At 52.2% G+C, this 25,528-nt stretch carries 13 protein-coding genes and 3 tRNA genes; 14 read left to right on the top strand and 2 right to left on the bottom strand.

Features of this window, described 5'->3' with window-relative positions; genetic code table 11:
* Positions 1-35: 35 nt before the first annotated feature.
* Positions 36-4,340 carry a 2-hydroxyacyl-CoA dehydratase gene (locus tag OCV58_RS07800; RefSeq protein WP_154877479.1) on the bottom strand — a complete coding sequence of 1,435 codons (4,305 nt, stop codon included), beginning with the start codon at positions 4,338-4,340 and terminating at the stop codon, positions 36-38.
* A gap of 254 nt (positions 4,341-4,594) precedes the next feature.
* Here OCV58_RS07800 and speE point away from each other — a divergent pair, with 254 nt between their 5' ends.
* From speE to OCV58_RS07775, 5 genes are all read left to right on the top strand, one after another.
* Positions 4,595-5,443, top strand: a complete 849-nt coding sequence (gene speE, locus OCV58_RS07795; RefSeq protein WP_095629163.1) for a polyamine aminopropyltransferase — start codon at positions 4,595-4,597, stop codon at positions 5,441-5,443.
* Between the two features lie 122 nt (positions 5,444-5,565).
* Positions 5,566-5,641: transfer RNA gene (locus OCV58_RS07790), tRNA-His, on the top strand.
* Between the two features lies 1 nt (position 5,642).
* A tRNA-Gln gene (locus OCV58_RS07785) sits at positions 5,643-5,717 on the top strand.
* 5 nt (positions 5,718-5,722) lie between these two features.
* Positions 5,723-5,798, top strand: a tRNA-Lys gene (locus OCV58_RS07780).
* Between the two features lie 435 nt (positions 5,799-6,233).
* Positions 6,234-14,990, top strand: coding sequence for an ESPR-type extended signal peptide-containing protein (locus OCV58_RS07775; RefSeq protein WP_154877478.1), 8,757 nt, complete (start codon positions 6,234-6,236; stop codon positions 14,988-14,990).
* A gap of 77 nt (positions 14,991-15,067) precedes the next feature.
* Here OCV58_RS07775 and OCV58_RS07770 read toward each other — a convergent pair whose 3' ends face one another.
* A complete protein-coding gene (locus tag OCV58_RS07770) occupies positions 15,068-16,513 on the bottom strand; it encodes a sodium:proton antiporter (protein WP_087476771.1) in 1,446 nt (481 codons plus the stop codon).
* A 280-nt stretch (positions 16,514-16,793) separates the two neighbouring features.
* Here OCV58_RS07770 and OCV58_RS07765 point away from each other — a divergent pair, with 280 nt between their 5' ends.
* The 9 genes from OCV58_RS07765 (at position 16,794) to OCV58_RS07725 (ending at position 25,486) form a co-directional block, all read left to right on the top strand.
* Positions 16,794-17,240, top strand: coding sequence for a universal stress protein (locus OCV58_RS07765; RefSeq protein WP_087476772.1), 447 nt, complete (start codon positions 16,794-16,796; stop codon positions 17,238-17,240).
* A gap of 143 nt (positions 17,241-17,383) precedes the next feature.
* Complete coding sequence (locus tag OCV58_RS07760; RefSeq protein WP_154877477.1) at positions 17,384-17,830, top strand: universal stress protein; 447 nt, start codon at positions 17,384-17,386, stop codon at positions 17,828-17,830.
* Between the two features lie 147 nt (positions 17,831-17,977).
* The gene (locus tag OCV58_RS07755; protein WP_267312843.1) at positions 17,978-19,729 is read left to right on the top strand and encodes a DUF2157 domain-containing protein; all 1,752 of its coding nucleotides are present in this window, start codon (positions 17,978-17,980) and stop codon (positions 19,727-19,729) included.
* Positions 19,726-20,397 (top strand): hypothetical protein, encoded by a 672-nt coding sequence (locus OCV58_RS07750; RefSeq protein ID WP_095629167.1) that lies wholly within the window; start codon positions 19,726-19,728, stop codon positions 20,395-20,397. The genes OCV58_RS07755 and OCV58_RS07750 overlap by 4 nt, the downstream gene beginning before the upstream one ends.
* A 26-nt stretch (positions 20,398-20,423) precedes the next feature.
* Positions 20,424-21,734, top strand: coding sequence for a hypothetical protein (locus OCV58_RS07745; RefSeq protein ID WP_095629168.1), 1,311 nt, complete (start codon positions 20,424-20,426; stop codon positions 21,732-21,734).
* Between the two features lie 123 nt (positions 21,735-21,857).
* Positions 21,858-23,093, top strand: a complete 1,236-nt coding sequence (locus tag OCV58_RS07740; RefSeq protein WP_087476775.1) for an FprA family A-type flavoprotein — start codon at positions 21,858-21,860, stop codon at positions 23,091-23,093.
* A 113-nt stretch (positions 23,094-23,206) separates the two neighbouring features.
* Positions 23,207-23,362 carry a hypothetical protein gene (locus tag OCV58_RS07735; protein ID WP_162860305.1) on the top strand — a complete coding sequence of 52 codons (156 nt, stop codon included), beginning with the start codon at positions 23,207-23,209 and terminating at the stop codon, positions 23,360-23,362.
* Between the two features lie 118 nt (positions 23,363-23,480).
* Positions 23,481-24,737 carry a putative DNA modification/repair radical SAM protein gene (locus OCV58_RS07730; RefSeq protein WP_267312842.1) on the top strand — a complete coding sequence of 419 codons (1,257 nt, stop codon included), beginning with the start codon at positions 23,481-23,483 and terminating at the stop codon, positions 24,735-24,737.
* A complete protein-coding gene (locus OCV58_RS07725) occupies positions 24,734-25,486 on the top strand; it encodes a TIGR03915 family putative DNA repair protein (protein ID WP_154877476.1) in 753 nt (250 codons plus the stop codon). Before OCV58_RS07730 ends, OCV58_RS07725 begins: the two co-directional genes overlap by 4 nt.
* Positions 25,487-25,528: the final 42 nt, after the last annotated feature.

Raw genomic sequence — 25,528 nt, 5'->3', positions numbered from 1 at the left:
CAGGTCTATCGTTCCTGCCGGCATAACGTAACATATTATTTTTCTGCGTTCAGCGTGCTGTTAATGCGGACGCCGTTTAAGAAGGGGATTACCGGTTTGGCCGTCGTGCTGACCGTTTCGCGGATGCCTTCGAAGGTCGTTGTCAGCATGAGCTTCAGGCGGTTTGTCTGATTGACCGAGCTGGCGCTGGGGTCGTAGTCGATGGCGACGATATTTGTGTCGGGGAAGGCCGCTTTCAGGGCTTTGATCATGCCCTTGCCCGTTACGTGGTTCGGCAGGCAGGCCCAGGGCTGGAGGCAGACGATGTTCTTCGCGCCCCGCTTGATGAGGTCGATCATATCGCCGGTCAGGAACCAGCCTTCGCCGGCGACGTGGCCGAGGGATAAGTATTCCTTCGCCTCGTCGGCAATGTCGTAAATCGACGTGACAGGGTCGAAATGGCGGCTCTTGGCGACGGCTTCGCAATAGGGCTTGCGGTACCATTCGAGAAGCTTCACCATGGATTTGCTGGCCAGGGCCGACATCCAGCTTCCCGACAGGTATTTCTGGCGGAACTGGGTGTCGAGGAGGCCGTACAGGAAGAAATCCGTCAGGCCGGAGACGATGATTTCCCCGCCTTCTTCTTCGATCATGCGCACGATGTGGTTGTTGGCGATGGGATGGAACTTGACGTAGATTTCGCCGACCAGGCCGATGCGCGGCTTCATCTCTTCGCTCATGTCGATGTTGTCGAATTCGTCGATCATGGCCCGGATGTTTTTCTTGAAGGTCTTGACGTCGGCTTTTATCAGGTCGACCTTGCATTTTTCCTGCCATTTTTTGAACAGGCTTTCGGCCGTGCCCTTTACCTTTTCATAGGGCCGCGTGCGGTATAGTACCTGCTGCAGCGCGTCGCCGTATACCATGGCCATGACCAAGCGGTGCCAGAAGCCGATATGCGGCTTGAAGCCCGGCTGAGGATTCAGTCCCTTGGTATTCAGGGAAATGATGGCTACGTCGCTCATGTTGGCGTCGGCCAGGGCTTTGCGGATCATGCCGATGTAGTTCGTCGCCCGGCAGCAGCCACCCGTCTGGGAAATGATGACCGACGTGTGCTTCAGATCGTATTTTCCCGATTTCAGGGCCGTAATGATTTGTCCCAGGGACATGATGGCCGGATAGCAGGCGTCGTTATGGATATAGGCCAGGCCCGTGTCGATGGCTTCCTGGCCCTGATGGGGCAGGAGCTCGATGTGGTAGCCCTCATGGGCAAAGGCCGCTTCGAACATGGGGAAGTGAATCGGCGTCATAGACGGAGCCAAAATGACGTTCGTCTTCTTGTCGGCCTCCGTGAACAAGGCCTTGTGGTACGAATAGGGTTCCGTCGCTTCCGTGCTCGGTTTCCGGTGATTCATGACGAACAAGAGGGAGCGCAGGCGGATGCGGATGGCGCCGAGGTTGGACCCTTCGTCGATTTTCAGCAATGTATGGATTTTATGGCCCTGAGCCAGGATTTCCTGTACCTGGTCGGCGACGATGGCGTCGAGGCCGCAGCCGAAGGAGTTGAGTTCGACCAATTCCAGATTGGGCTGCGTGACGATGTACTGCGCTGCCCGATACAGGCGGGAATGGTAGGACCACTGGTCGACGACGCGCAGTTCCTCCGGCAGGTGTCCCAGGGGAGCGACGCCGTCTTCCGTCAGGACGGCCAGGCCCAGGCTGTTGATGAGCTCAGGGATGCCGTGATTGATTTCCGGGTCGATGTGATAGGGGCGGCCGCAGAGGACGATGGCCCTGTCGCCGTCTTTTGCCAGCCGTTCCAGCGTGGCCTTGGTCAGGTCGCGGTATTTCTGTTTATACGCTTCTTCCTCGTCCCAGGCGGCCAGGGCGGCTTCCTTGATTTCCTTCTTGCCGATATTCCATACGCGCAGCTCTTCCTGCAGGCGCGGTACGATGCGTTTTTTATCGTGAAGCGGCAGGAAGGGGCACAGATAGAGGGTGTTCGTGTCGGACAGGCGTTCCACCATATTGTGGCGGATGACTTCGGGATAGCTCATGACCATGGGGCAGTTGAAGCTGTTGTCCCGGCTGCCTTCCTGGGGGCCGTTTTGGATGCAGGGATAGAAAATGCGGTCTACGCCCTTTTCCAGCAGGTTTTCGATGTGGCCGTGGACGAGCTTGGCCGGATAGCAGGCCGAATCGGAGGGGACCGTGTCCATGGCCTTTTCAAACAGTTCCTTGGAGGATGGGTCGGACAAGACGACGGTGTAGCCCAGCTTGGTGAAGAAAGTAAACCAGAAGGGATAGTCTTCGTACATGTTCAGCACGCGGGGAATGCCGACGGTGCCGCGGGGGCCCTGCTCCAGCGGTTTGTACTGGTTGAACAGCAAATTGTACTTGACCTTGTACATGTTGGGCAGCGCTTTCTTGCGGGCTGTCGTCGAGCCGGCGGCGCCCCGTTCGCAGCGGTTGCCCGTAATGAAGGAACGGCCGTCGTTGAAGGTGTTGACCGTCAGCAGGCAGTTATTCGTGCACAGGCCGCAGTGGCGGATCGACGTGGCGACGGATAGGCCGGCCAGATCCTGCCGGCTGAGCAGCGTCGTCTTGGCGTGGTCGCTATGGTAGGACGAGCGGCAGATAAGCCCCATGCCGAAGGCTCCCATGAGGCCGGCGATGGCCGGCCGGATGACCTGGCGGCCCAGGAGCTTTTCAAAAGCCCGCAGCACGGCGTCGTTGTAGAAGGTGCCGCCCTGGACGACGATGTATTTGCCCAGCTTTTCCGGGTCTTTTACTTTTATTACTTTATATAAGGCGTTCTTGATGACCGAGTAGGACAGGCCGGCGGAAATATCCGCGAGGGTCGCTCCTTCCTTCTGGGCCTGCTTGACCTTGGAATTCATGAAAACGGTGCAGCGCGAGCCCAGGTCGATAGGGCTTTTGGCCATCAGGGCTGCCTTGGAAAACTCTTCGATAGACAGGTTCAGCGACTTGGCGAAGGTGTCGAGGAATGAGCCGCAGCCTGACGAGCAGGCTTCGTTGAGGAGGATGTCCTCGATGTGGCCGTCCTTTAAGCGGCTGCATTTCATGTCCTGCCCGCCGATGTCGAGGATGAAATCGACGTCAGGGCAGAAATGGGCTGCCGCCTGATAGTGGGCGATGGTTTCGACTTCGCCGATATCGAGGTGCAGCGCTTCTTTCAGCAGGGCTTCGCCGTAGCCCGTAATGCCGGTCTTGGCGATAAACGCGCCGTCGGGCAGGCGGCTGTACACTTCTTCGATGATCTTTTTGGCGGCCATGAGCGGGCTGCCTTCGTTATTCTGATAGTGCGTATAGAGGATTTTCAGGTCTTCGCTCAGCAGGACGGCCTTGATCGTCGTCGAGCCGGCGTCGAGGCCCAGGTAGCACGGCCCGCTGTAGGCGGCCAGGTCGCCGTAGGGGACGGTATGCTGCGAGTGGCGCTGCTGAAATTCGCGCAGCTCTTCTTCGCTGTCGAAGAGGGGATCGATGCGGTCCGATTTTGCCAGAGACGATTCGTCGACGTTTTTCAGCTGTCCCATGAGGTTCATGAAGGATACAGGCGTTTCGTCGAAGCTGCCCAGAGCCGCGCCGATGGCTACGTATACCTGGGCGTTTTCCGGCGCGACGACGTGGTCGTCATCTAGATGAAGCGTCTTGGCGAACTGACGGCGCAGCTGCGGCAAATAGGTCAGCGGGCCGCCGAGGAAGCAGACCGTGCCCTTGATGGGACGGCCGCAGGCCAGGCCTGTAATCGTCTGGAAGACGATGGACTGGAAGACCGACGCGGCGACGTTTTCCTTGCTGGCCCCTTCGTTGAGGAGGGCCTGGATATCCGTTTTGGCGAATACGCCGCAGCGGGCGGCGATGGGATACAGGGTATCTGATTTTTCGGCCAGAGCGTTTAAGCCGCTGGCGTCGGTGTGGAGCAGCGTGGCCATCTGGTCGATGAACGCGCCCGTGCCGCCGGCGCAGTTGCCGTTCATGCGGTGTTCGTTGCCGCCGGTCAGATAGGTAATCTTCGCGTCTTCGCCGCCCAGCTCGATAATGACGTCCGACTGGGGGTAATAGGTGCGGACGGCCTTCGTGCCGGCGATGACTTCCTGAACGAAGGCGATGCCCAGGTAGTCTGCCAGGGCGATGCCGCCGGAGCCTGTAATGGCAATGGTGATTTGTTGGTCACCGAAAATCTCATAGGCATTTTGCAGCAAATCCCACACCTTTTGGCGAATGTCCGTGTAGTGGCGGACATAGCACGCGTGCAGGCATTGCTTGGCGTCGTTGAGGACGGCGATCTTTACCGTCGTCGAACCAATGTCAATGCCTATATGTAATATGTTTTTCATGTGAGTCACCTTATCGGCTGCAAAGCCGATCTTTCTGATAATCTATAGATGCAGGCGCCGCGTTTAAAGGAATACGGCGCATATAAGTCTACTCTATATTGTACCATATGGAGTCAAAACTGTAAGGTGCCGGAATGAGAATTCATATGAAAATTTTACCTCCACCTATGAGCGATACGTATACAATTACTTCCTTTTGTTTACTCTTTTGTGTTACAATAACATATAGTTAAGAGACAATATAGGAGGTACTCATGAAAAAATTTGTGACAGAACATCAGTCTCCGTACTTGGACCTGAGCGCAGAAGTATCGGAAATTTTATATGAAGGCAAATCTGATTTTCAGGATATTATCGTAGCCGATTCGAAGGAATTCGGCCGTATGCTCGTGCTGGACGGCGTGTTCCAGACGTCTGACAAGGACGAGTTTATTTATCACGAATGCATTACCCATATCCCGCTGTTTTTGCATCCCAATCCGAAAAACGTCCTCATCATCGGCGGCGGCGACGGCGGCGCAGCTCGTGAAGCCGTGCGCCATCCCGAAGTAGAACACGTCACGATGGTCGACATCGACGGCAAGGTCATTGAGCTGTCGAAGCAGTTTTTCCCGGCGATTTCCAAAGCCATGCGGGAAAACAATCCGAAGCTGACCGTCAAGGTCGGCGACGGCATTGCCTTCATGCGCGAAGCGAAGGATTTCTACGACGTCATCATCGTCGACTGCTCCGATCCGGTCGGCCCCGGCGAAGGCTTGTTTACGTATGAATTCTATAAAGACACCTTTAAGGCATTGAAGGAAGACGGCTTGTTTGTACAGCAGACGGAATCTCCCTTTATGCACAGCAAGCTCGTGCGGGAAATCAAGGACTGCGTGTCCGATATCTTCCCCATTACGCGCCTGTACACGGCCTTCATTCCCCTGTATCCGACGGGCATGCACTGCTTTACTATGGGCTCGAAGAAGTACGATCCCCTGACATGGGAACCGAACCGTACGCGCACCTTCCCGACGAAATACTACAACGAAGGCATCCAGCGCAGCGCTTTCGTACTGCCGAACTTCGTAAAAGACGTCCTGTATGGGGAAAAAGATCGCTAAGCGAAAAAAGTACATAAAAATATAATTTTGCTATTGACATTGCATCTGTGAAATGATATTATAATCTACGTTGACGGCGCTTATAGCGTAGCTAAGGGCGCTGTCGCGCAGATTACAATATGGCGGGTATGGTGAAGCGGTCAACACGGCGGATTGTGGCTCCGTTACGCAAGGGTTCGAATCCCTTTACTCGCCCCATAGGGGTATAGCCAAGTGGTAAGGCACCGGACTTTGACTCCGCTATGCGCTGGTTCGAATCCAGCTACCCCTGCCAGCCATGATTCACTAGCTCAGTCGGTAGAGCACCTGACTTTTAATCAGGGTGTCCCGAGTTCGAATCTCGGGTGAATCACCAGTTGGAAAACCGTCTCTCAAGAGGCGGTTTTTTTGTTATTTTTGTTTGCGCGTACTGCAAATTCATTTATAAAAAAGAGCAAGGATATATCTTTATCAGGGGTATATCCTTGCTCTTTTTTTGTGTAATTCCCATATGGCATGTATGAAGAATAGGAATATTAATAAAAAATATTTTCAGTGTAATAAATATATGTTATACTTAATAAAAATAATTATATATGGTAAAAATAGGTTTCCTGTAATTGAAAAGTTTTGAAGCGTGTAGAGAAAATGTTCAATTAAATTTTAAATTATGTCAAATGTTTTTTTGCATTTTATGTCATGTATTTTATTTTTTATGAAATTTAACGTTATTCTGAACATGCCTGAGCCTGCCTAGGTATAGACGCAGGCAGGAAAAAGTCCATGTTCAAATTTAAAATTGGAGGGTGCAATGAATAGGTTATTCAAAGTCATATTTAATAGAAATAAATGCTGTTATGAAGTTGTTTCTGAACTGGCGCGCAGCTGCGGAAGATGTAAAAGCAGTGTAATAAAAGGGGCTGAAAAAGGCAGTCTTGCTGCTGCGGTGCTGCTGATGCTGTCTTATCCCCTAGGGCCAGTCAACGCAGCATATGAGACGCTGTTCGATTCGGACGGTGTTAGTGTTTCCTATGATGAAGGGACGAAGAAACTGCTTATACACCATGACGGCAGAGATACGGAAGTGGACGGCCGTTTTATTATAAGCGGCGGCACATATGACAGCTCTCTTATGACGATTACCTATAATCCAGATACACAGAACTTTACAGTTGTAAAAAAGGGAACAGCTGAACCGCGTCCGGCGCTAGCCTCCATGGCAGCTGCTGTTTCAAACAGCGGCATTTCTGCTGCTCCGACGGCTGCTGATGATGCATCGGCAGCATCGAATGTTGTCTATGATAGTAATTCTAATAGTGTCGTCATTCTTAATTCAGATGGCAGTATCCCTTTAGACTCCGGTAATGGCCCAGTTAAAGACAGTATATTGCTGAATCCGAGCAGCACTACGCATACGGTGAATACATCTAATTCTCAAAAATCTATTTTAATCGGTACAGATGCCCGTGTAGGACATGACGATGCCTTTGATGAAGTAACGACTAGAGCCGGATACAGCGCTAAAAATGAAAGAAATGGGGAAAGAAATATAGTAATCGGCAATGATGCCCGTGTTATTACCAATTACTATGAAGGCCCGAAATCCAGCCATGAATACAAAAAGAGCGTAATTGGGACGGCTAAGAATCGTGATAACAATACTGTAATTGGTAATGGAGCAATGTCATCTGGCCAGGGAACTGTTGTTCTTGGATTTGGCGCATCTACAGTCGTCGATCCCGATGATACCAACGCATATAATGACTACGCTGTAGCCATTGGCTCAAAGGCTCGTTCCCAAGGATATGGGTCTGTCGCTATTGGCTATGCTGCGCAGGTCACAGGATATGACTCTATTGTTATCGGGAGCAGTGTTCCAACAAACAAATCCATGTATACATTGGGATTAGCACGAGACAGCGTTGTTATTGGCTCAAATTCAATTGGCTTTGAAAATACCAGCATATCTGTGGGACGGAGAAATTTGGTTGGGGTTCCTAATCCTGATTTAATTACGCAAGACGCTAAGGGGTATTGGATTTTAAAAGCCACGGCAATTCACGATATGAAGACTGCAGACAGCGTGGCTGTCGGCACCTCGCTTGTCGTACCCAGCCAGGGAAGCGTGGCTTTGGGGAAGATGAACTATGCGAAAGGAACGGCGAGTACTGCTGTCGGGAAAGGCGTGCAAGCTCTAAGCAATGGTGCGATTGCTATTGGTCAAGGGGCGCCGATTGATGGCGTACTGCCGGACGAATATTGGAAGCTTGACTTGGTAGATAAGACAAACATTGCGGGGGATGTCCTGGCAGGATCTAGGAGCAGACCTTTAAAAAAATACAGAGAGTATTTATCTGCAGATGACCCCGGAGGATTTCGCGTTATCGGTGAGAATGCCGTCGGTATAGGCTCATACGGACAGGTACGCGGCGATGGCGCAGTTATGATTGCTTCTGGAGCAGCTCCTTTTGATGCTTCCAATCAGAAAGCATATGAAGCAGAAAACATGGCAGTACAGCAGGCAAAATTAGATATTGCTGCCAAAGAGGGAGTATTAGAAGCCATAGAGAAGCAGAAAGATAAGAACAGCCCGATTACTGATAAGAATGCAAAGGATCTTGCAATCTATCTTGAAAAGACGTATGGGATTGGTTATGACGCAGAGCATGATTTTGCTGGAACTATTGCGGACACTTTGAGTCGTAATATAGTTGAATCTAAACTGAGTGCGGCAAAACTAGCGTCTGATTTCCGCAAAAAATGGCTTGAAGGCAAATATTCTTTCGTCGAAGGCGAGGCTGCTGTCGGCTTAGGCCGTTTCGTACAGGTCCATGGTGACCGCGCACTGGCTATTGGGGATCATGCTATTGTAGGCGACGGAGCCGACAAGACTGCAGACGACGCCATTGCTATGGGCGGGTATGCAAAAGTTACTGGAAAGAACTCATTAGTCTTCGGTTTTGGCGGAATGGAAAGAATTCATATGGATGGGACGGCAGAGACGCTAACGGAGCCGCAGTTTAATCTTGTTTCCGGGGCACGTTCTATCTTATTGGGCAGCTACAGCAAGGTGCTTGGAGATAATGCCTTTGGAATCGGCAATAACCTCAGCGTAGACGTAGATTACGGTATTTCTTTGGGAGACTATTCGTCTGTTTCTGGAGCGTACGGCTTGAATTTTGGCTACAATGGAACGGTAGACGGCAAAAATGGGATCAATATAGGTTCAATGGGGAAGGCTGCAGCAGAAAACGCCTTGAATTTTGGGACAGAAGGGATGTCCAGCGGTAGCGATTCTATCAATATCGGCACGGAAGGCAGGGCGACGATGAATAACGCCATATCCATTGGCTATCGGGGACAGGCGACGGGCGACAGTACGATTGCGCTTGGCGGCTTCAGTATTGCCGATCATGATAACTCTATTGCGATTGGCGCCAATGGAACGGTACATGCTGTAAATTCTGCATCTGTCGGAGTGGGATCTGCCGTGATGGCGCGGAATTCTTTGTCTCTTGGAAATTCGAATGCCATTGCGATTAACCGCAGCATTCCCTTGGGAGTTTTGGCTGATGATGATATTGCGCATGCCCTGACAACGGCCAAAGCTACACTGGATAATGGAGGCGTAATTGCTTCCAATATTGCGGAGGCTCAAAAGGAAAATGATGCTGCAAAACTGCAGGTGTGGACCGCTTACAAGCAGGAGGCTTTTGAGGCTATCGGAAAAGACGGAATAGCCGCGCAAATTGATAAGTATCAGAAGGCGTATGACGAGTCCAATGCCGTATCCGGAGCGCAGCGCGATGAAGATGCTATTGCTGCTGCCAAAAAGAATTTGGATTTATGGATGGCTTATCAACAAGAGGTTCAGCCCCTTTCCAATGTGACGGCAATCGGGACGGCGGCAGAATTTAAAGCTCTTCGAGATAAGTTGTTGGGCGACAATTTTATCGCCGATGAACGCCGGTTAACGCCAGAGGAATCGGCGCGATACCGAATTTTGGCGGCAAAGCGGTATGATGTTCCGCTCCATGACGTCGTGGCATTAGGGAATAACATTACGGAAACAACGCTGAATTCAGTTTTCCTGGGAAATAAGGCTGCGTATGTGTCCTTTAACCCTGAAAATGTTACGCCGGCTCAGCCACTTTTGAATGCTGACGGAAAGAACATCATACAGGCCGACGGCACGATTGCTTATACTCCTGTTGCTGATGAAGGGAATACGACTAGAGGAATAGATACTTCATATACTAATGAAGTGGTGTATACGTATCGGAGAAATAAAGACGGACAAATTGAAATCATTCGCGTGTCTCACGATTTTGCCGGAGCCAGGAATGTTGTCGGAGTAGTCAGTGTCGGCGGTGAAGTTGCCGGATACGATCAAAAAACGATTAAGGTGACGGATCCTGAGACGGGACAGATTGTCGATAAAACCGTGAAAATTCCGATTGTCGCTACGAGACGTATTCAGAATGTCGCGCCGGGACTACTGTCGCCTACATCGTCAGATGCCGTTAACGGCAGTCAGTTGTATGCGTTAGGTCATGTTGTCGGTAATTTGGCAACCAGCGTGGCCGATCAAATTGGACCCAATACGACGATTACAGAGGACGGAAAAGTTGTGTTTGACGATGAAGCATATGGAATCGGCGGCACAAAAGAGGCACCGACTCATGCATATAATCTCGTTGATTTTATTAATATGCGTCGCATAGAGCTCCGGGGCGATACCGATTGGCATCGGGGCAAAGACGGGCAATGGCAGATGATAAGCAATAGTCCGGGGATGGCTGAAATTCATGCGAAAACGACGGCAGACGGGCATACGGTATATGAAGTACATGTAGATCAGTTTATGGATACACAGGCCCGAAACGGCAATACCGTTGTCAAAGCCGAGGATAACTACTGGTATGAAACAGCTGAGTTAGAGGATAAAACGTATATTCCCGAAGAAAACAAGTGGTATGCAAAAGCCGATGCCGCTGTCAATGAAAGGCAAGCTGACGGGAAATGGTATGCGAAAGCTGATATTCAGGATAAGGCTTATGTCAATGGCAAATGGTACAACAACAGCGATTTGGGAAAGGATGGAAAAACCTTTTATGAAAGCGATCAGAACTGGTATAATACATCCGATATGGTCAACGGCAAGCCTGCTGCTAATGCACGCCCTGTAGCGGCTCCTGATGAAGCAGCTGTTTCTGAAGCGGCAGTTGTTCCTGTTTCGAATCCGAATAAAGCTGTGTTAGAAAATGTGCTTATTGATCCGAATAACCATACTCCGACGCTGCTGAACGGCATAGAAAGCCTGTTTGAGACGACGGTGACGGGAAACGGCGTCAAGGAGAACACGGAATTGGGGGATATAGGCCTCGGTACCAATACGTTTATTGCGGCGCTGAATGACTCTCCTGCTGAAAAAAGCCATTATGCGGCGACAGTCGGCGACTTGAAAAAAATGTCAGACACGCCTCTGTTTTTCTCTGGCAATGCCGGAACTGCTGACGAATCAGAGAATGGAGCGAATACCTTCCCTAGAAAATTGAGTCAAAATATCAACATAGTAGGCGATATAGAGCTGTCGAAAACCGATGCAGCCGGGAAAGCGAAAGAATTAGCTGCTATGGTAACAAACGGCAATATCGGCGTTGTATCTGACGGCAAAGAAACGCTGACGATAAAAATGGCTTCTGATTTGAAGGGGCTTCATTCTATTACGACGACGGAAACGTCAGACGACGGTACGACACGGACAACTGTCGTAAATGGATCTGGCGTGGAAACGAATGGACATGTCGTCATGACAGGCGGCAGCACAGGGGACAATACCGCTCCTAAGGCGGATATGATTGTCGTGCAGGGGATGCCTGGCGCAGACTCTGCAAAGGATACAGGAACAGGATCTGGCAGTGAAAGCTCTCTATCGTATATGGATCGGATTCAATATACGGATAGTGCCAGCAAGGCGCATCAAGTGGCGACGCTTGATGATGGATGGTTCTTGCAGGCCAATGGAAATAGTCCGGTTTCTGTCAAGCTGAATGATACGGTTCAGCTGAAAGACGGAATCAATGCAAAGGTTTCTCCTATTGCGTCAAAGGGCGGAATTCATACGTTTCAAATTAATGTAACTGGTCTGCCGCTGGTATTTTCGGACAACGAGGGCAGCATACTGACGAAGATAGGCGATGTCTATTACCGGGAGGAAGATATCGAAAACGGCTCTCCGAAGCCGGGTGCTGACGCTATCTCACCGAATCAGATACGAGCTGCCATTTCCTTAGTCGGTGCTGACGGGAGCAGGACGAATCCGCTGCAGCTTGAAAATCTGGGCAGCGGACTTATGGCGAAAGATGGCAGTTCTGTATTGCTGTCTGAAGTGACAGACGATAACCCCGTTTGGAATAATGCCGTCAATGTAGGCGATTTGAAGAATGCTGTTGCTTCGCTGACGACAGGCAGCGCTGGCGGAGGATTCGGCTTGACCGGCAATGACTGGAGTAAGGCGGTAATGCAGGATTTGGGAAATACGATAGCTGTTCAGGGCGGTATGACGGACAGTGAAGCGCGTACAGATGTGAATACCTATGTCAGCGTTCAGGAACGTCAGGGAAAAAACATTTTGGTCGTGGAAATGGCTAAAAATCTGCAGGATTTAACATCTCTGTCGGCTAGCCAGGACGTATCTGGCAGTGACGGACAGTCTGTGCGTCAGACGACGATTCTTGACGGAAATGGCGTTGTAATCCGGACAGAAACGCAGGGAGACAATCCGACGACGACAGTCCATACGAAGTTGACTGAACAAGGATTGGAAACAACAGAATCCATAGCTATTGCCGGAGGCGGTAAAGACGGTCCGGCCGCTGTATTGAATAAAGACGAGGACGGCGCCGGGCATATTATTCTCCAAGGCAGCGGCAATGGTGGAGAAGTTCCCAAGGCCGATATTTTGGTTAGCCGCGGAGATGGTGCGCTGAATAACAATACTGGAATATATGAAGACAAGCCGTATATGGATCGCCTGCAATATACAGACAGTGGGCTGAAGGTTCACCGTGTAGCCACCCTTGATGATGGCTTTATATTGGATACGAACGGCAATAATAAGAAAAAGGTTTTCTTAAATCAAACCGTTAATGTCGTAGACGGCGTCAATACAGCTGTATCAGAGATTAACGATAATGAGGGAATATACTCGTTTCATGTCGACGTGACTGGCTTGCCTATGGAATATGTCGATGCAGACGGACAGGTACTCGTACGTATTGGCGATACCTTCTATACGAAAAACAGCATAAAGGATGGCTCTGCTTCCGGAGCAACAGAAGGTACCCCTGTCAATATTCGCCTGACAGAAGCAGCTGGCCGCGGAGAAGGTGATGTACCGACGCTGACTCAGGTAGGCAGCGGTCGCCGGAGCGGTGCGAGAACAGATAGTACCCCGTGGGAGGCTTTCTTTGACTCGGCTTCCGAAAAGACGGTTGCACCGATGCTGACTAATGGCGCCAACATCGGCGATGTAAAAGCAGCTATTGAATATATTGCAAAAGCTGGAACCGGAACTGGTGAAACAGGCGGGTTTGGTCTGAAGGGCAACAACGGTACTGTACGGCAGGATCTGGGGAGTGTCATTGCGGTGAGAGGCGGTATGGATGATACTGCCAAGCGCACGGATGAAAATACATATGTCAGCGTTCAGGGCGAGACCAAAGAACTCGTTGTAGAACTGGCTAAAGACCTGAAAGGGCTGACATCGGTAACGACGACTGGTGAAAATGGAACGAAGACCGTTCTCAGCGGTACAGGAGTAGAGGCGTCGCGGACGACTAAAGACGAGCAGGGCAGCGAAATTGTTGAGAAAACTGCTCTTACTGCAGGCGGAGTATCCCTTGAAGACGGAAAAGGAGGTTCGTACACGGCTTCTGCAGACGGAAGCATTATTCGGGATGCTGAAGGCAACCAGACCGAAACAAACAGCGGCGGCATTGTAATTACTGCTGCCGGTCATGAGTCCGTATCGCTGACAGAAACTGGTTTGAATAATGGTGGAAACCAGATTCAGCATGTTGCCAGTGGTCTGACAGATGAGAACGGAAAAGCAGTTGATGATTTATCGAAGGCCGTCGATACTAACGCTGTAAATGTCGGTGACTTAAAGAGCGTGTATAATGCATTGACGACCAATTTGTCCAACACCGTAAATACGCAGCCTTTAACCTTTAAAGGTGACAGCGGTGCGCCTATTACCCGCAAACTTGGAGATACGCTGGCCATTAAAGGCGGGGCCGGCGGTACGCTGACTTCGGGAAATATCGGCGTTGTGTCTGATGGCAGCGATACGCTGAATATCGAACTGGCTAACACGCTTACAGGGCTGAAAGGCATTACTTCTGATACAATTACTGCCAATAGTTCGCTGACTGTCGGCAAGGAAAAAGATCAGACTACAATACTCGGTTCGGAAATGATTTCCGATAAGAATGGCAGCAAAACGACTATAAGCGGCAACCAGATTCATACATCTGATGCATCGGGAAATCATACGATGCATATTGATGGTGACCGCATCATTGTACAAAATAACGAAAATGGGCCTGGTGGCGGCAGCAAGAGTATCTTTGGTTCGGATCAGATTTATCACGTTGACGGCAGCGGAAACGAGGTAGCTATTCAAGGCGATACGATTACGGCCCGCGGCAAAGACAATCAGGGCAATATGCATGAGACGGAAATAAATCAGAGCGGCGTTGCTTCTTCCGCAACGGATCAGGACGGCACTGTCGTTCGTGCCGCCGTCATTGATGACGGCGGCCTGACGGTTCGGGCTAATCCGCTGAAACGTCAGGACGGCACTGTGTTACAGGACAGTGACGGCAATCCTGTTTATGGGACGGAGACGCATGTAGCTGAAACGGGTGTTGTCATTGTCGGTGCTTCGGAGTCTGGGCGAGTATCTGCTGTTTCCCTGACAGCAGACGGACTCAATAACGGTGGGAATCGCATTACAAACGTTGCCCCTGGCGTAGATGCGACCGATGCTGTCAACGTGTCGCAGCTTCATGGCATGGAATCCAATCTTCGCAATGAAATCGGCGATGTAGGTGCCGCATCGGCAGCATTAGCCGGCTTGAAGCCTATTCAGTATGATCCGCTGGAACCGACACAGCTCATGGCTGCTGCCGGTACCTATCGAGGCAAGCAGTCGGTGGCTCTGGGGATTGCTCATTACAAAAATGAAGATCTGATGTTCCATTTCGGCGCGACCATCGGTTCTGCTCATACGATGGCCAATATCGGCGTTACCTATAAATTCGGAAGTCATGATGAAAAGAAGGTGATTCCGGAACGGTACAAAGCAGGCCCTATTAGTTCGGCATATGTCATGCAGGATGAAATTACGGCTCTTAAGGCAGAGAATGCACGCATGCAGGCTGATGGAGAAAAGCTCAGTGCGGCATACAGCGAATTGAATGAAATGTATAAGAAGGTACAGAAGGACAATGAGGAAATAAAACGCCAGCTTGCCTATTTGATGGAGCGCGTAAAGGGATAAGAGAGAAACATATTCTATATAAAAAAGAGAATCTGTCCGCACGGACAGATTCTCTTTTTGTATGAGTACATCTGCATTTACCAGAAGAAAATGATCATATCGAGGATAAAGGTCGGAATAAGAATGGCACAGGACCAACCCATATATCCAAAGAAACTGGGCATCTTGATTTTGTTTTCTTCAGCAATGGATTTAACCATAAAGTTCGGCGCATTGCCGATATACGTATTGGCGCCCATAAATACGGCACCTGCGGAAATCGCTTCCAGCATGAGCTGGGATACCGTGCCGACGGAAGTCGCGATGCCCTGCGTCGCGCCGAGGGCTCCCGCCGTCTGGAGGAAGACGAGATATGTCGGCGTGTTGTCCAGGAAGGACGACAGGGCCCCCGTTGCCCAGAACATCTGCCACGGTTCGGACAAGCCCAGTTCCGCGCCGTGGGTCTTCAGGAAGATCAGGGCCGGAATCATGGTGATGAAGATGCCGATGAACAGCTTCGCCACTTCAGCGATGGGCGCGTAGGTAAATTCGTTGAGCTGACGCGTTTCCGTCTTCGTCGTCTTGAGGGATAAGTACGCCGCCAGCAGGATGAGGATGATTTCGACTACCGTCGCATAGGGGAAGACGATTTCATCGTATACGGGAATGCCCGCCCCGTTGGCGAAGAAGGCGAATTCCTTAGGAAGGACGCCGTTGGCGACGACGCCGACGATGATCAGGGCGATGAAGACGATGTTGTGCGCGCCTTCAACGCGGATCGGTTCTTTTTCAGCAGGCTGGTTATCCTGGGGCGAACGGCCGGCGGCCAGCTCCTTTTTGTACAAATGGGAATCGAGGAAGAAAAAGACGAGGAACAGGATGACCATATTAAACAATAAAATAGGCAGGAGATGGAAGGTCCAGGTAAAGGGGACGCCGCGCTGGAAGCCCATGAACAGGGGCGGGTCGCCGAGGGGCGTCAGGCAGCCGCCGATGTTGGCGACGAGGAAGATGAAGAATACGATGACGTGGACCTTTTTCTGCCGCCAGGCGTTGGCCTTGATGACCGGCCGGATCATGAGCATGGCTGCGCCGGTCGTGCCGACCCAGCTGGCCAGGACGGTGCCGATGAGCAGGAGGAGGGCGTTGATCTTGGGCGTACCTGCTAAGGTCCCCTTGACGGCGATGCCGCCGGCGACGACGAACAGGCCGAAGAGGAGGACGATAAAGGGAACGTAATCGATCAATACCGATTCCAGGAGCCGGAACAACGCTTCGCCCATGCCGTAGGCTGCGGCGAAGGGGACGAGGAAGACCAGGGACCAGCCGATAGCCACGGCAAGCATATTTTTTTCCCACCAGTGGGGCTTGACGAGGGGGCAGATAGCGATGGACAAGAGCATGCCGACGAAGGGGATAATGCTCCAGGCCGGCAGGGTGGCGCTGACGATAGCGTGAGCGCCGCCTTCGCTGGCGAACGCTGCCGGAACAGACGTCAGGCAGAGCAGCAGCGCAAGGCATAAGGGACGGAATAAGGTTTTCATTTCGGTAACAACCGCCTTTCTTTTGGAAATACAAGCCGTTTCCATGTATTACTTACAATTATAACATAAGTTGGAGAATGAATGTACTAAATTTTAGAAAAGATGAGTATAACGTATAACATGCCGCAATGAGCAGGGATACTTGCCGATGTTATATGCCGAAATGACATGGCGCGACAGATTTTTTCGCAGAAATCTGTTTTTTCGTAAAGAAAAAGAAGGATTTTGACGACGTATAGAGAATTTATCTAATAGAAAGGGTAAGACAGGAGGGATTCATATGAAACAATATAACAACATCATCGTTCCGACGGACGGCTCGGTTAACTCCAAGCGGGCGCTGGAACATGCCGTCGTCATCGCTTCGGCTTTGGGAGCTACGATTACGTTGGTATATGTGGCGAATATCGTATCGGTAATCTCTAACTTCGACCAAATTCCGAATGCCAGCGGATACGTAACGGAACAAGTCGCTCTGGACATGGAAGAAGAAGGCAAGAGCATTCTCGACGACTATGCGAAGGTCATTCCGCAGAATATCGAAGTCAAGAGCGTCTTTGAAGTCGGCTCTCCGGGACCGGCCGTATTGTCCGTCGCTAAAAAGTACAACGCTGACCTCATCGTCATGGGAAGCCGCGGCTTAGGGCCCTTGAAAGGTCTGTTCATGGGATCTGTCAGCAGCTACGTCGTCACGCATTCCGTTTGCCCCGTATTGATTGTCAAATAAAGGGGAAGCTGGGCGGATACAGGAGCTGCTTGCATTCCGTAATTTCATAAGACAAAGACGATAAAAAAGAAGGAAAATCTCGACGTATATAGAAGTTATTTAATATAAAGACCTGCTAGGCTTAATCGACAGGAGGGATTCATATGACAAAGTACAATTCGATCCTCGTTCCGATTGATGGTTCTGACAACGCCAAACGGGCATTGGAACAAGCCGTTGACCTCGCGACGACCTACGGCGCTTCTATTACGTTGGCCTATGTGGCTCATGACATCGCCCCGCTGGCAAACTTCGACCAAATTTCCACGGCGACGGAATACGTAAAAGAACACCTGCCTCAGGATATGGAAAAAGAAGGCCAGGTATTTCTCGACGGTATTGCAAAGACCGTGCCGGAGTCGGTTCCCGTCAAAAGCGTATTTGCCGTCGGCTCTCCAGGACCGGCTATCGTAGAAGCGGCGAAGGACGGCAACTTTGATTTAATCGTCATGGGAAGCCGGGGTTTAGGGCCGCTGAAAGGGCTGTTCCTCGGGTCTGTCAGCAGCTATGTCGTTACTCGTGCGGGATGCTCCGTGCTGATTGTAAAATAATGGTATAAGAGAAGGCTTTGTCCCTTGCAAGGCGGGACAAAGTCTTTTTTTCATGTATGGGATTTGCCCATTTTGTGATATACTGATGATGCGCAGGAATACGACTGCGCGATACTATGACTATTACGTGCCTGGGAGGCAGCATATATGATATGGAAAAATAATACGGAGTGGCTGAATCGGCAAATCAGCGATTGGGCCGCTAAAGGCTGGATTTCTGCGGAAGCAGAACAGAACATACGGCAGTCCTGCCGGAGACAGGGCGTTACGGGCTGGCCGGCCCTGGTGTATACGGCCTTAGCCATCGTGACCTGTTCTATTCTCGGCGTCGCCTTGATCTGGGGCGCCGCTTACGTGTGGTATCACATTTCCGTCGCCCTGCGGATGGCCCTGGCCGTCGTCCTGCTGGTCCTTTCGCAGAGCGGCGTGGCCCTGGCCTTGTTTCAAAATCGCCAGGGGACGCTGCTGGGAGAAGGCGTGGCCTTGGCCCAGTGTGTGGCCGTGTTCGTGACGACGGCTATGGCGGGACAGACCTTTTATCTGGGCTGGGATACGCCGTCCTATATTTTCACCTGCGCCGTCCTGAGCCTGCCGGCGGCGTACCTGCTGCGCTCCGTAAGTGCCGTCGTGGTATATTGCCTGGCCTTGCTGGTTTGGGCGGCTCTGGGCGGGTATATCAACGCGCCGGGAGGAGCGGCCTTTTTCTGGCTCTTCGTCGTCCTGCCGCTTCCGATGTACCGCCTGCTGGTGCAGCAGAAAGACGAAGTCCGCTTATCTGTTTTCTCCTGGATAGTCACTGTCACGGTGTTTGCCGCCTTCGGATTGGCTACGCGCAACGCGGCGTACATTCCCTTTTTGCTGCTGTCGGCATTGGCGGCGGTCATCATGCTGACGGGCTATTCCATCGACATCCGCAAGTCCTGGGGCGTCCCGTTCCGCTGGTTCGGGCGCTTTGCCGCGGCGGCGTCGCTGCTTATTTCCTGTATGCCCGTATCCTGGTACGGCGTCGCCGATATTCAGGGCTTTCATTGGACGACGATGACCATCTTGTTTCTCCTGTTTCTGCTGATCATCGCCTTGCTGGCCCGAGGCGTCAAGACGCGCCTTTGGGGGCCGGTGATATACTCCTTTATCCCCTTCATCTTATTAGGGGAAACGCTGATCGTGCGCAGCGGGCTCTATTCGTCCGTACCGCTCATCATTTCGGCGGCCTACATGATCTTCCTGGGCTTTTATGAAATCATGCAGGGCGTCAAGGGCGGCCATGTCAATCATACGCGCTTCGGCACGGTGATGCTGGCCTGCCTCATGCTGGTCTTTGTCTTCGCTACGACCTTTTCGCCCGTCGTGCCCCTGGTTGTCATGGCGATTTTAGGACTGGTATTTTTCCAGCGCCGCCGCACGGCGTCCAATCGGAAAAACGCAGAATTGCGGGCTGCCCGCCGTTCCCGCGTAAAACATAAGGCGGCGACGGTGCGCCGGGAGGCAGGAGAGGAGAAATCCGACGGAGGAGAAACGGCGCCTGTATTTGAGTCTCCGCAGGAGACGAAGGACGCGGCAGCCGATGCCGATACGCTGGCTGAATGGATGAAGGATATTCATCTTCCGCCGCTGGAAGAGATGACGCCGGATCCGGCAGATGCAGGGTATCGACCGGCCGGAACGGTGACGCCGAAGGAGGCGCCGCGGTCGCAGTTTGTGCCGCCTGTGTTCCGCAGTCCCGACGCAATCGCCCTGCCGGCGATGAAGGAAGAAGGACGCACGCAGAAGAAAGCCGACGAGCCGCGGCAGGCAGAACGGATAACCTCTTCGCCGTGGCAGTCGATGGCCGGACCGGCTAAGCGGGAAAAACATTTTTCGCGGTCGCCGTGGTCGCAGGAAGGAGACACGAAGAAATGAAAGGAATAGGAACCTTTTCTCCTGACGGAAAGCATAAATGGATGGTCTTTCTCCTCGTTGTCCTCGTCCAGCTGGGAGTATTGTCTTACATAGGATGGCGCTGGCATAATATCAGCGTAGACGGCATCCCGTACCAGTGGCGGTGCCTGCCGAGACTGGAAGAATCGTCCTTCGGCACGGATTATGTGCGCATCGTATTCCCGGAAGATTCGACTACGTGGATGGACGGGTCGGCTCCGGAAGAAGGGGAAAAAATATACGTCCATATTTCCCATGACGCCAGCGGCCTGATGAAGGTAGAAGGCGCGTCGGCGGAAAAACCGGGAATCGGCGGAGATTATATGGATGCCGTCGTCGTATCGTTCCAGGACGGCGTCGTCCAGTTTAAAGTCGCCTTTGACCGATACCGCATTGCGCCGGAGCTGGCCGACGGGATTTACAATATCAGCGAAAAAGATAACGTCGTCGCCAGCGTCCGCATGAAGAAGGGCCAGGGCGTTATCGAGGGCGTGTTCGTCAACGGCATTCCCTTGGAAGAGTGCGGCAACGGCGCGGCTATGGCCGAAGCCCGGGCAAAGAAGGAAGACGAGCAGAAACAAAAGACGGCTTCCGTATTCAATAAGCCGAGCATCGTAGAGTCCGGCATGGTGCCGCCGACAGAAGAATAACCGCTTGGACAGAAGGAGAGGCTATTATGAAATCGTATGTGAAATTGGGTGCGACGCTGCTGCTGGCCCTTTCGTTCGTATTGCTGACGGGCTTTCGCGCCCAGACTATTATCCATGACGACGGCAGCGAGACGCAGGACGTTCTGAAGGTGTCGGAAACGGCGGAAGGGCAAAAGGCCCTGCGCAGCGACGCCGACGAATTCCAGAAGCGGAATTATACGATCATGGATTACAACAACAGCAACGGCGAGGGCTTCCGGGCCATGAAGACCGTAACGAAAGAAGGAGCGAATAAAAGCTCTGTCGACCGCATCATTCATAAGACCCACGACGGGCTGATTTGCTCGACGTACTACATTGATTACACCTTCGATGAAAACAGCCTGGAACACCTGCGGCTGGGCATGGCGATGGAAGAAAACGGCGCGGACCTGGAATACATCGTGTCCTTCCCGTCGGGAACGGAAGTAGAGGGCAACAGCACGACGGCTGACGAACAGGGCAGCACGTATATGTGGAGCCTCAACGCGTCGGAGCCCTTTCAAATACAGCTGCAGGCGACGGTCTGGCATAAATTATTCATCTATATAGCGTTGTTCCTGATCGTCGTCATCGTCGGCGTCGTCCTCATTATCGAGCATCGCCGCCGCAACGTCATCAGCTGGAAGCAGGCAGCCCACCTGCGGCGTATCGAAATGATGCTGCTGTGCCTTCCCATCGCGATCCTGGCTTATATGGGGTACGAGTATTACGTCGGCACCCATGTGACGGCGGCGTCATTGGAACGCGTATCGGAACAGCAGCAGGAAGAACTGCTGGAAAGCCGCGAAGAAGACAAGAAGATTCACGACGCCGACGCGCAGAAACAGCGCAGCGGCGAATTGGCCGCCGCCCGCATCCGCACGAAGACTGCCGAAATTTCCAGTGCCCTCCGCGAGCTGAACCGCAACTATCATTCGGGCCGTATCAGCCAGCGCGAAGCACGGTCCCAGGCGTCGGCCCTGGCTGAACAGGCACAGGAAATGCTGTTCAGCAGCAAAGAGCTGTCTCAGGCCGATCAGGACGTGCTGCAGCAGCTTGTAGACCGCCTCGTATCGGAAGCGAACTCCATCGGCGACGAACCGGCCGTTTCCCAGACGGAACGCCGCGGCGTATCGGAGGAACAGCAGCGAGCCGACGCTATGGCTTCTAAAGACAAGGATTCGCCGTCCGACGAAAGGGCAAAGAACGAAGAAAGCGAACGGCAGGAAGAAGCGTCTTCTGACAGCGGCGCGCCGCAGGAACGAAAGGGCGGGTCCGATGCGGGGAAATCGGAATCGGAAAAGAAACCTAAATAATCAATATTTTTTCTTTAAAGATATTTTCTATTAGTGTAAAACGTGATATGATACATATGTAACAAGATTTTTATATCAGCGATTTACAAGTGTTTTACTATGTACATAAGGAGGTAGTCTGCTATGCATTGCGTAGAAGAAATTAAAAATGGCATTTATTGGATGGGGTGCAACGATTTCCGCACCGAAATTTTTGAACGGATTTTCCCGATTCCCGAAGGCGTTACGTACAACTCCTATTTCATCGACGACGAAATGACCTGCGTTGTCGACGCGATGGACAAGAGCTGCCGCGACGAATTCATTGAAGACGTAGAATATTTGCTCAAAGGCCGCAAATTGGATTATTTCATTTTGCAGCATATGGAACCGGACCATGCCAGCTCTGCCGTCGCGCTGCTGGAAAAACATCCGGAAGCAAAAATTGTCGCTCAGGCTCAGACCTTTAAGCTGTTCGAACAGTTCTTCCGCAAACCCATGCCGAGCCGCTATGTAGAAGTCAAGGAAGGAGACCAGCTCAAACTGGGCAAGCACGTCCTCACGTTTGTCAAAGCGCCGATGGTTCACTGGCCGGAAGTTATCATGTCCTACGATATTACGGATAAGGTATTGTTCAGCGCCGACGCTTTCGGTATGTTCGGCACTGTAGGCAATGTATACGCCGACCAGGTCGATTTTGAAGAAAATTACCTCGATTCGGCCCGCCGTTACTACGTCAACATCGTCGGCAAATTCGGCCCGCAGGTCGTAAAAGTCCTGCAGAAAGCCGCCGGCATTCCTATCGAAGTCATCTGCCCGCTTCACGGCGTCGTATTCCGCACTCCGGAAACGATTCAGTACATCATTGAAAAATATCTCCACTGGGCAAAATACGTACCGGAAAAGAAGGGCGTCGTCATCGCGTTCTCGTCCATTTACGGCAACACCGAACGGGCTGCCTGCGTATTGGCTCATAAGCTGAGCATGCTCGGCATCCGCGACGTCCGCCTGTACGACGTAGCCAAGATTCACCCGTCCTACGTTACGGCGAAGGCCTGGGAATACAGCCACTTGGTTCTGGCTGCTCCTACGTACAACCTGAACCTCTTCCTGCCGATGGAAAACTTCCTCCACGACTTGAAGACCCTCATGTTCCAGAACCGCAAGATCGCCGTTATCGGCAATCACAGCTGGGCATCCGCCGCGTACAACACGATGGTCGACTACGTACAGAACCGCTTCAAGAACTGCGAACTTCTCGAACCGACCCTCGACATGAAATCGTCTCTCCGCGACGACCAGGAAGGCATCATCGACGAAATTGCCAAAGCTGTCGCCGACGATATCAAAGCGTATCCGGAACCAAAATCCTTGCTTTAAGATAGATGCAAACGCTGCGTCTTTCGTTGTGGAGTAAGAACGCATAAGGTTAAAGGGCTAAATCATATACGGTTTAGCCCTTTTTTTCTAAAGACGCGCAGGAGGTGAATACGGTGATTATCCGAGACAACAGCGTCAAGAGCGGCGACCCTCATGAGCAGGAAAAGGCTAAAAACAAGGGCGAAGAGCTGCACATTGATTTAGGTCGTTCACTGACAGAAGAAGAGGAAAAGATTTTTGCCCAATTAAAAGAAGGGCTCCATTTATAATAGCCGCAAACCGGCGCGTTTCGCAACAGAGCGGACGCGCCGGTTTTATATTAGGAACATATGTTTGAAATGTCGCCTGTCTTGTGGTATGATATAACGTAAACAGGGAGGAATGCTTATGAAATGGGACGTTATGCAGAAAAAGCTGACGATTTTGAGCGACGCTGCAAAATACGACGTGTCGTGTTCATCCAGCGGCAGCCGGCGGGAAAATAAAGCTGGCGGAATCGGCAACGGCGCGTACGGCGGCATCTGCCATACCTGGTCGGCCGACGGGCGATGCGTGTCTCTGCTGAAAATTCTCATGACGAATTACTGCATCTACGACTGCGCCTACTGCGTAAACCGCTGCAGTCATGAAACGGAGCGGGCCATGCTGTCGCCTGAGGAAATTGCTGAGCTGACTATCGAGTTTTATCGGCGCAATTATATCGAAGGGTTATTTCTCAGCTCCGGCGTGTACCGTTCGCCTGACGAAACGACGGAGCTGCTGATTCGGACGGCGAAAATTCTGCGGGAAGAAAAGAACTTCAATGGATATATTCATATGAAAGGCATTCCGGGAACGGATCCGCGCCTCATCCGCGAATTGGGGAAATACGTAGACCGCATGAGCGTCAATATCGAGCTGCCTTCTTTGGCAGGCTTAAAATTGCTGGCGCCGCAGAAGACGAAGGAAAATATCCTCCTTCCCATGCGGGAAATCCGCAGCGGCATTGCCGAGCGGAAAGAAAATCGAAAAACGAGCAGAAAAGCGCCGGCTTTTGTGCCGGCAGGACAGACGACGCAGCTCATCATCGGCGCGACGCCGGACAGCGACCGGACGATTCTGCGGCTCAGCGAGGCCCTGTACAAGCAGGTCGAATTAAAGCGGGTGTATTATTCCGCCTATGTGCCGGCCATGACCGGCCCGAACCTGCCGGCCCTGACGCAGCCTCCCCTGCTGCGGGAGCACCGCCTGTATCAGGCCGACTGGCTGCTGCGGTACTATCAGTTTTCTGCCGACGAAATCCTGACCGACGCCGAGCCGGATTTTGATCTCCATCTGGACCCGAAGGCCTGCTGGGCCCTGCGTCATCCCGAAGTATTTCCCGTAGAAATCAATAAGGCGTCGTATCACATGCTGCTCCGCGTTCCCGGTATCGGCGTGACATCGGCCCGGCGCATCTGTGCGGCCCGCCGGTCGGCGTGGCTGTCCTACGATACGCTGCGCCGCTTAGGCATCGTCCTGAAACGGGCCAAATACTTCATCACCTGTCGGGGACGGTTTTACGGAGAATCGGACCGGCCGGACTACATCCGCAGCCGCCTCTTGGGCGCGGAGCAGGCCGGGAAATATGAACCGATGGATTTATTTGCAGGAGTCAACTCATGATTTATGTATACGACGGATCCTTTTTCGGCTATCTGTCCGCCGTGTTCGACGCCTGGCACGACGGGCTGCAGCATACGGAGGACATACGCTGCGACGGGGCGGGCGATTTGTTTGGCCGTCAGCAGTATGTGCCTGCAGACGGCGTGAAAGCGAAGCGCATCCTGGACGGATTGCAGGCCCAGTGCGGCGGGAAGACCTGCCATTTCCTGTACTACGCCTTTTTAGCGGAACAGCCGCAGCGGGAGATGAAGCTGCTCCAGTATATCCGGCAGGCCTTCCGGCTGAAGGGGGAGTTTTTGCATCATCTGAGCGAGCCCGCTGTATGGGAAGTCCGCCAGTGGGCCCGCAAGACGGGAAACGAACGGCATAAGCTGCTGGGGCTGGCGAGGTTTCAGGAATTGAAGGGCGGCATGCTGTACTGCCCGCTGGCGCCGACGTGCTGCGTCGTGCCGGTCATGGCTCCCCACTTTGTGAAGCGCCTTGGCAGCGAAGAGTGGGTTATCCACGACAGGCGGCGGCGCATAGGCGTATATTACGACCGCCATGAAGCGGTCTTAGTAGACATTCCCAAGGTACTGCAGCGCGTCGACGTGTCGGCTCAGGAAGAAGAGTTCGCCGCCTTGTGGAAGCAGTATTACCGCACCATCGCCATTGCCGAACGGCGGAACGACCCGCTGCGCCGGCAGTTCATGCCGAAAAAATACTGGCCCTATATCATCGAAGTCAGGGACGGGGAGAATTCGCGGTAAATCGCGAAATAAACTATTTCTTTTTCCCGGCACTTGTTATAT

This window comes from Megasphaera stantonii (genome assembly GCF_025567065.1).
Taxonomy (GTDB): Bacteria; Bacillota; Negativicutes; order Veillonellales; family Megasphaeraceae; genus Megasphaera; species Megasphaera stantonii.
Note: the sequence above shows the minus strand (reverse complement) of the source record. Positions and strands in the feature narration are given on the sequence as shown.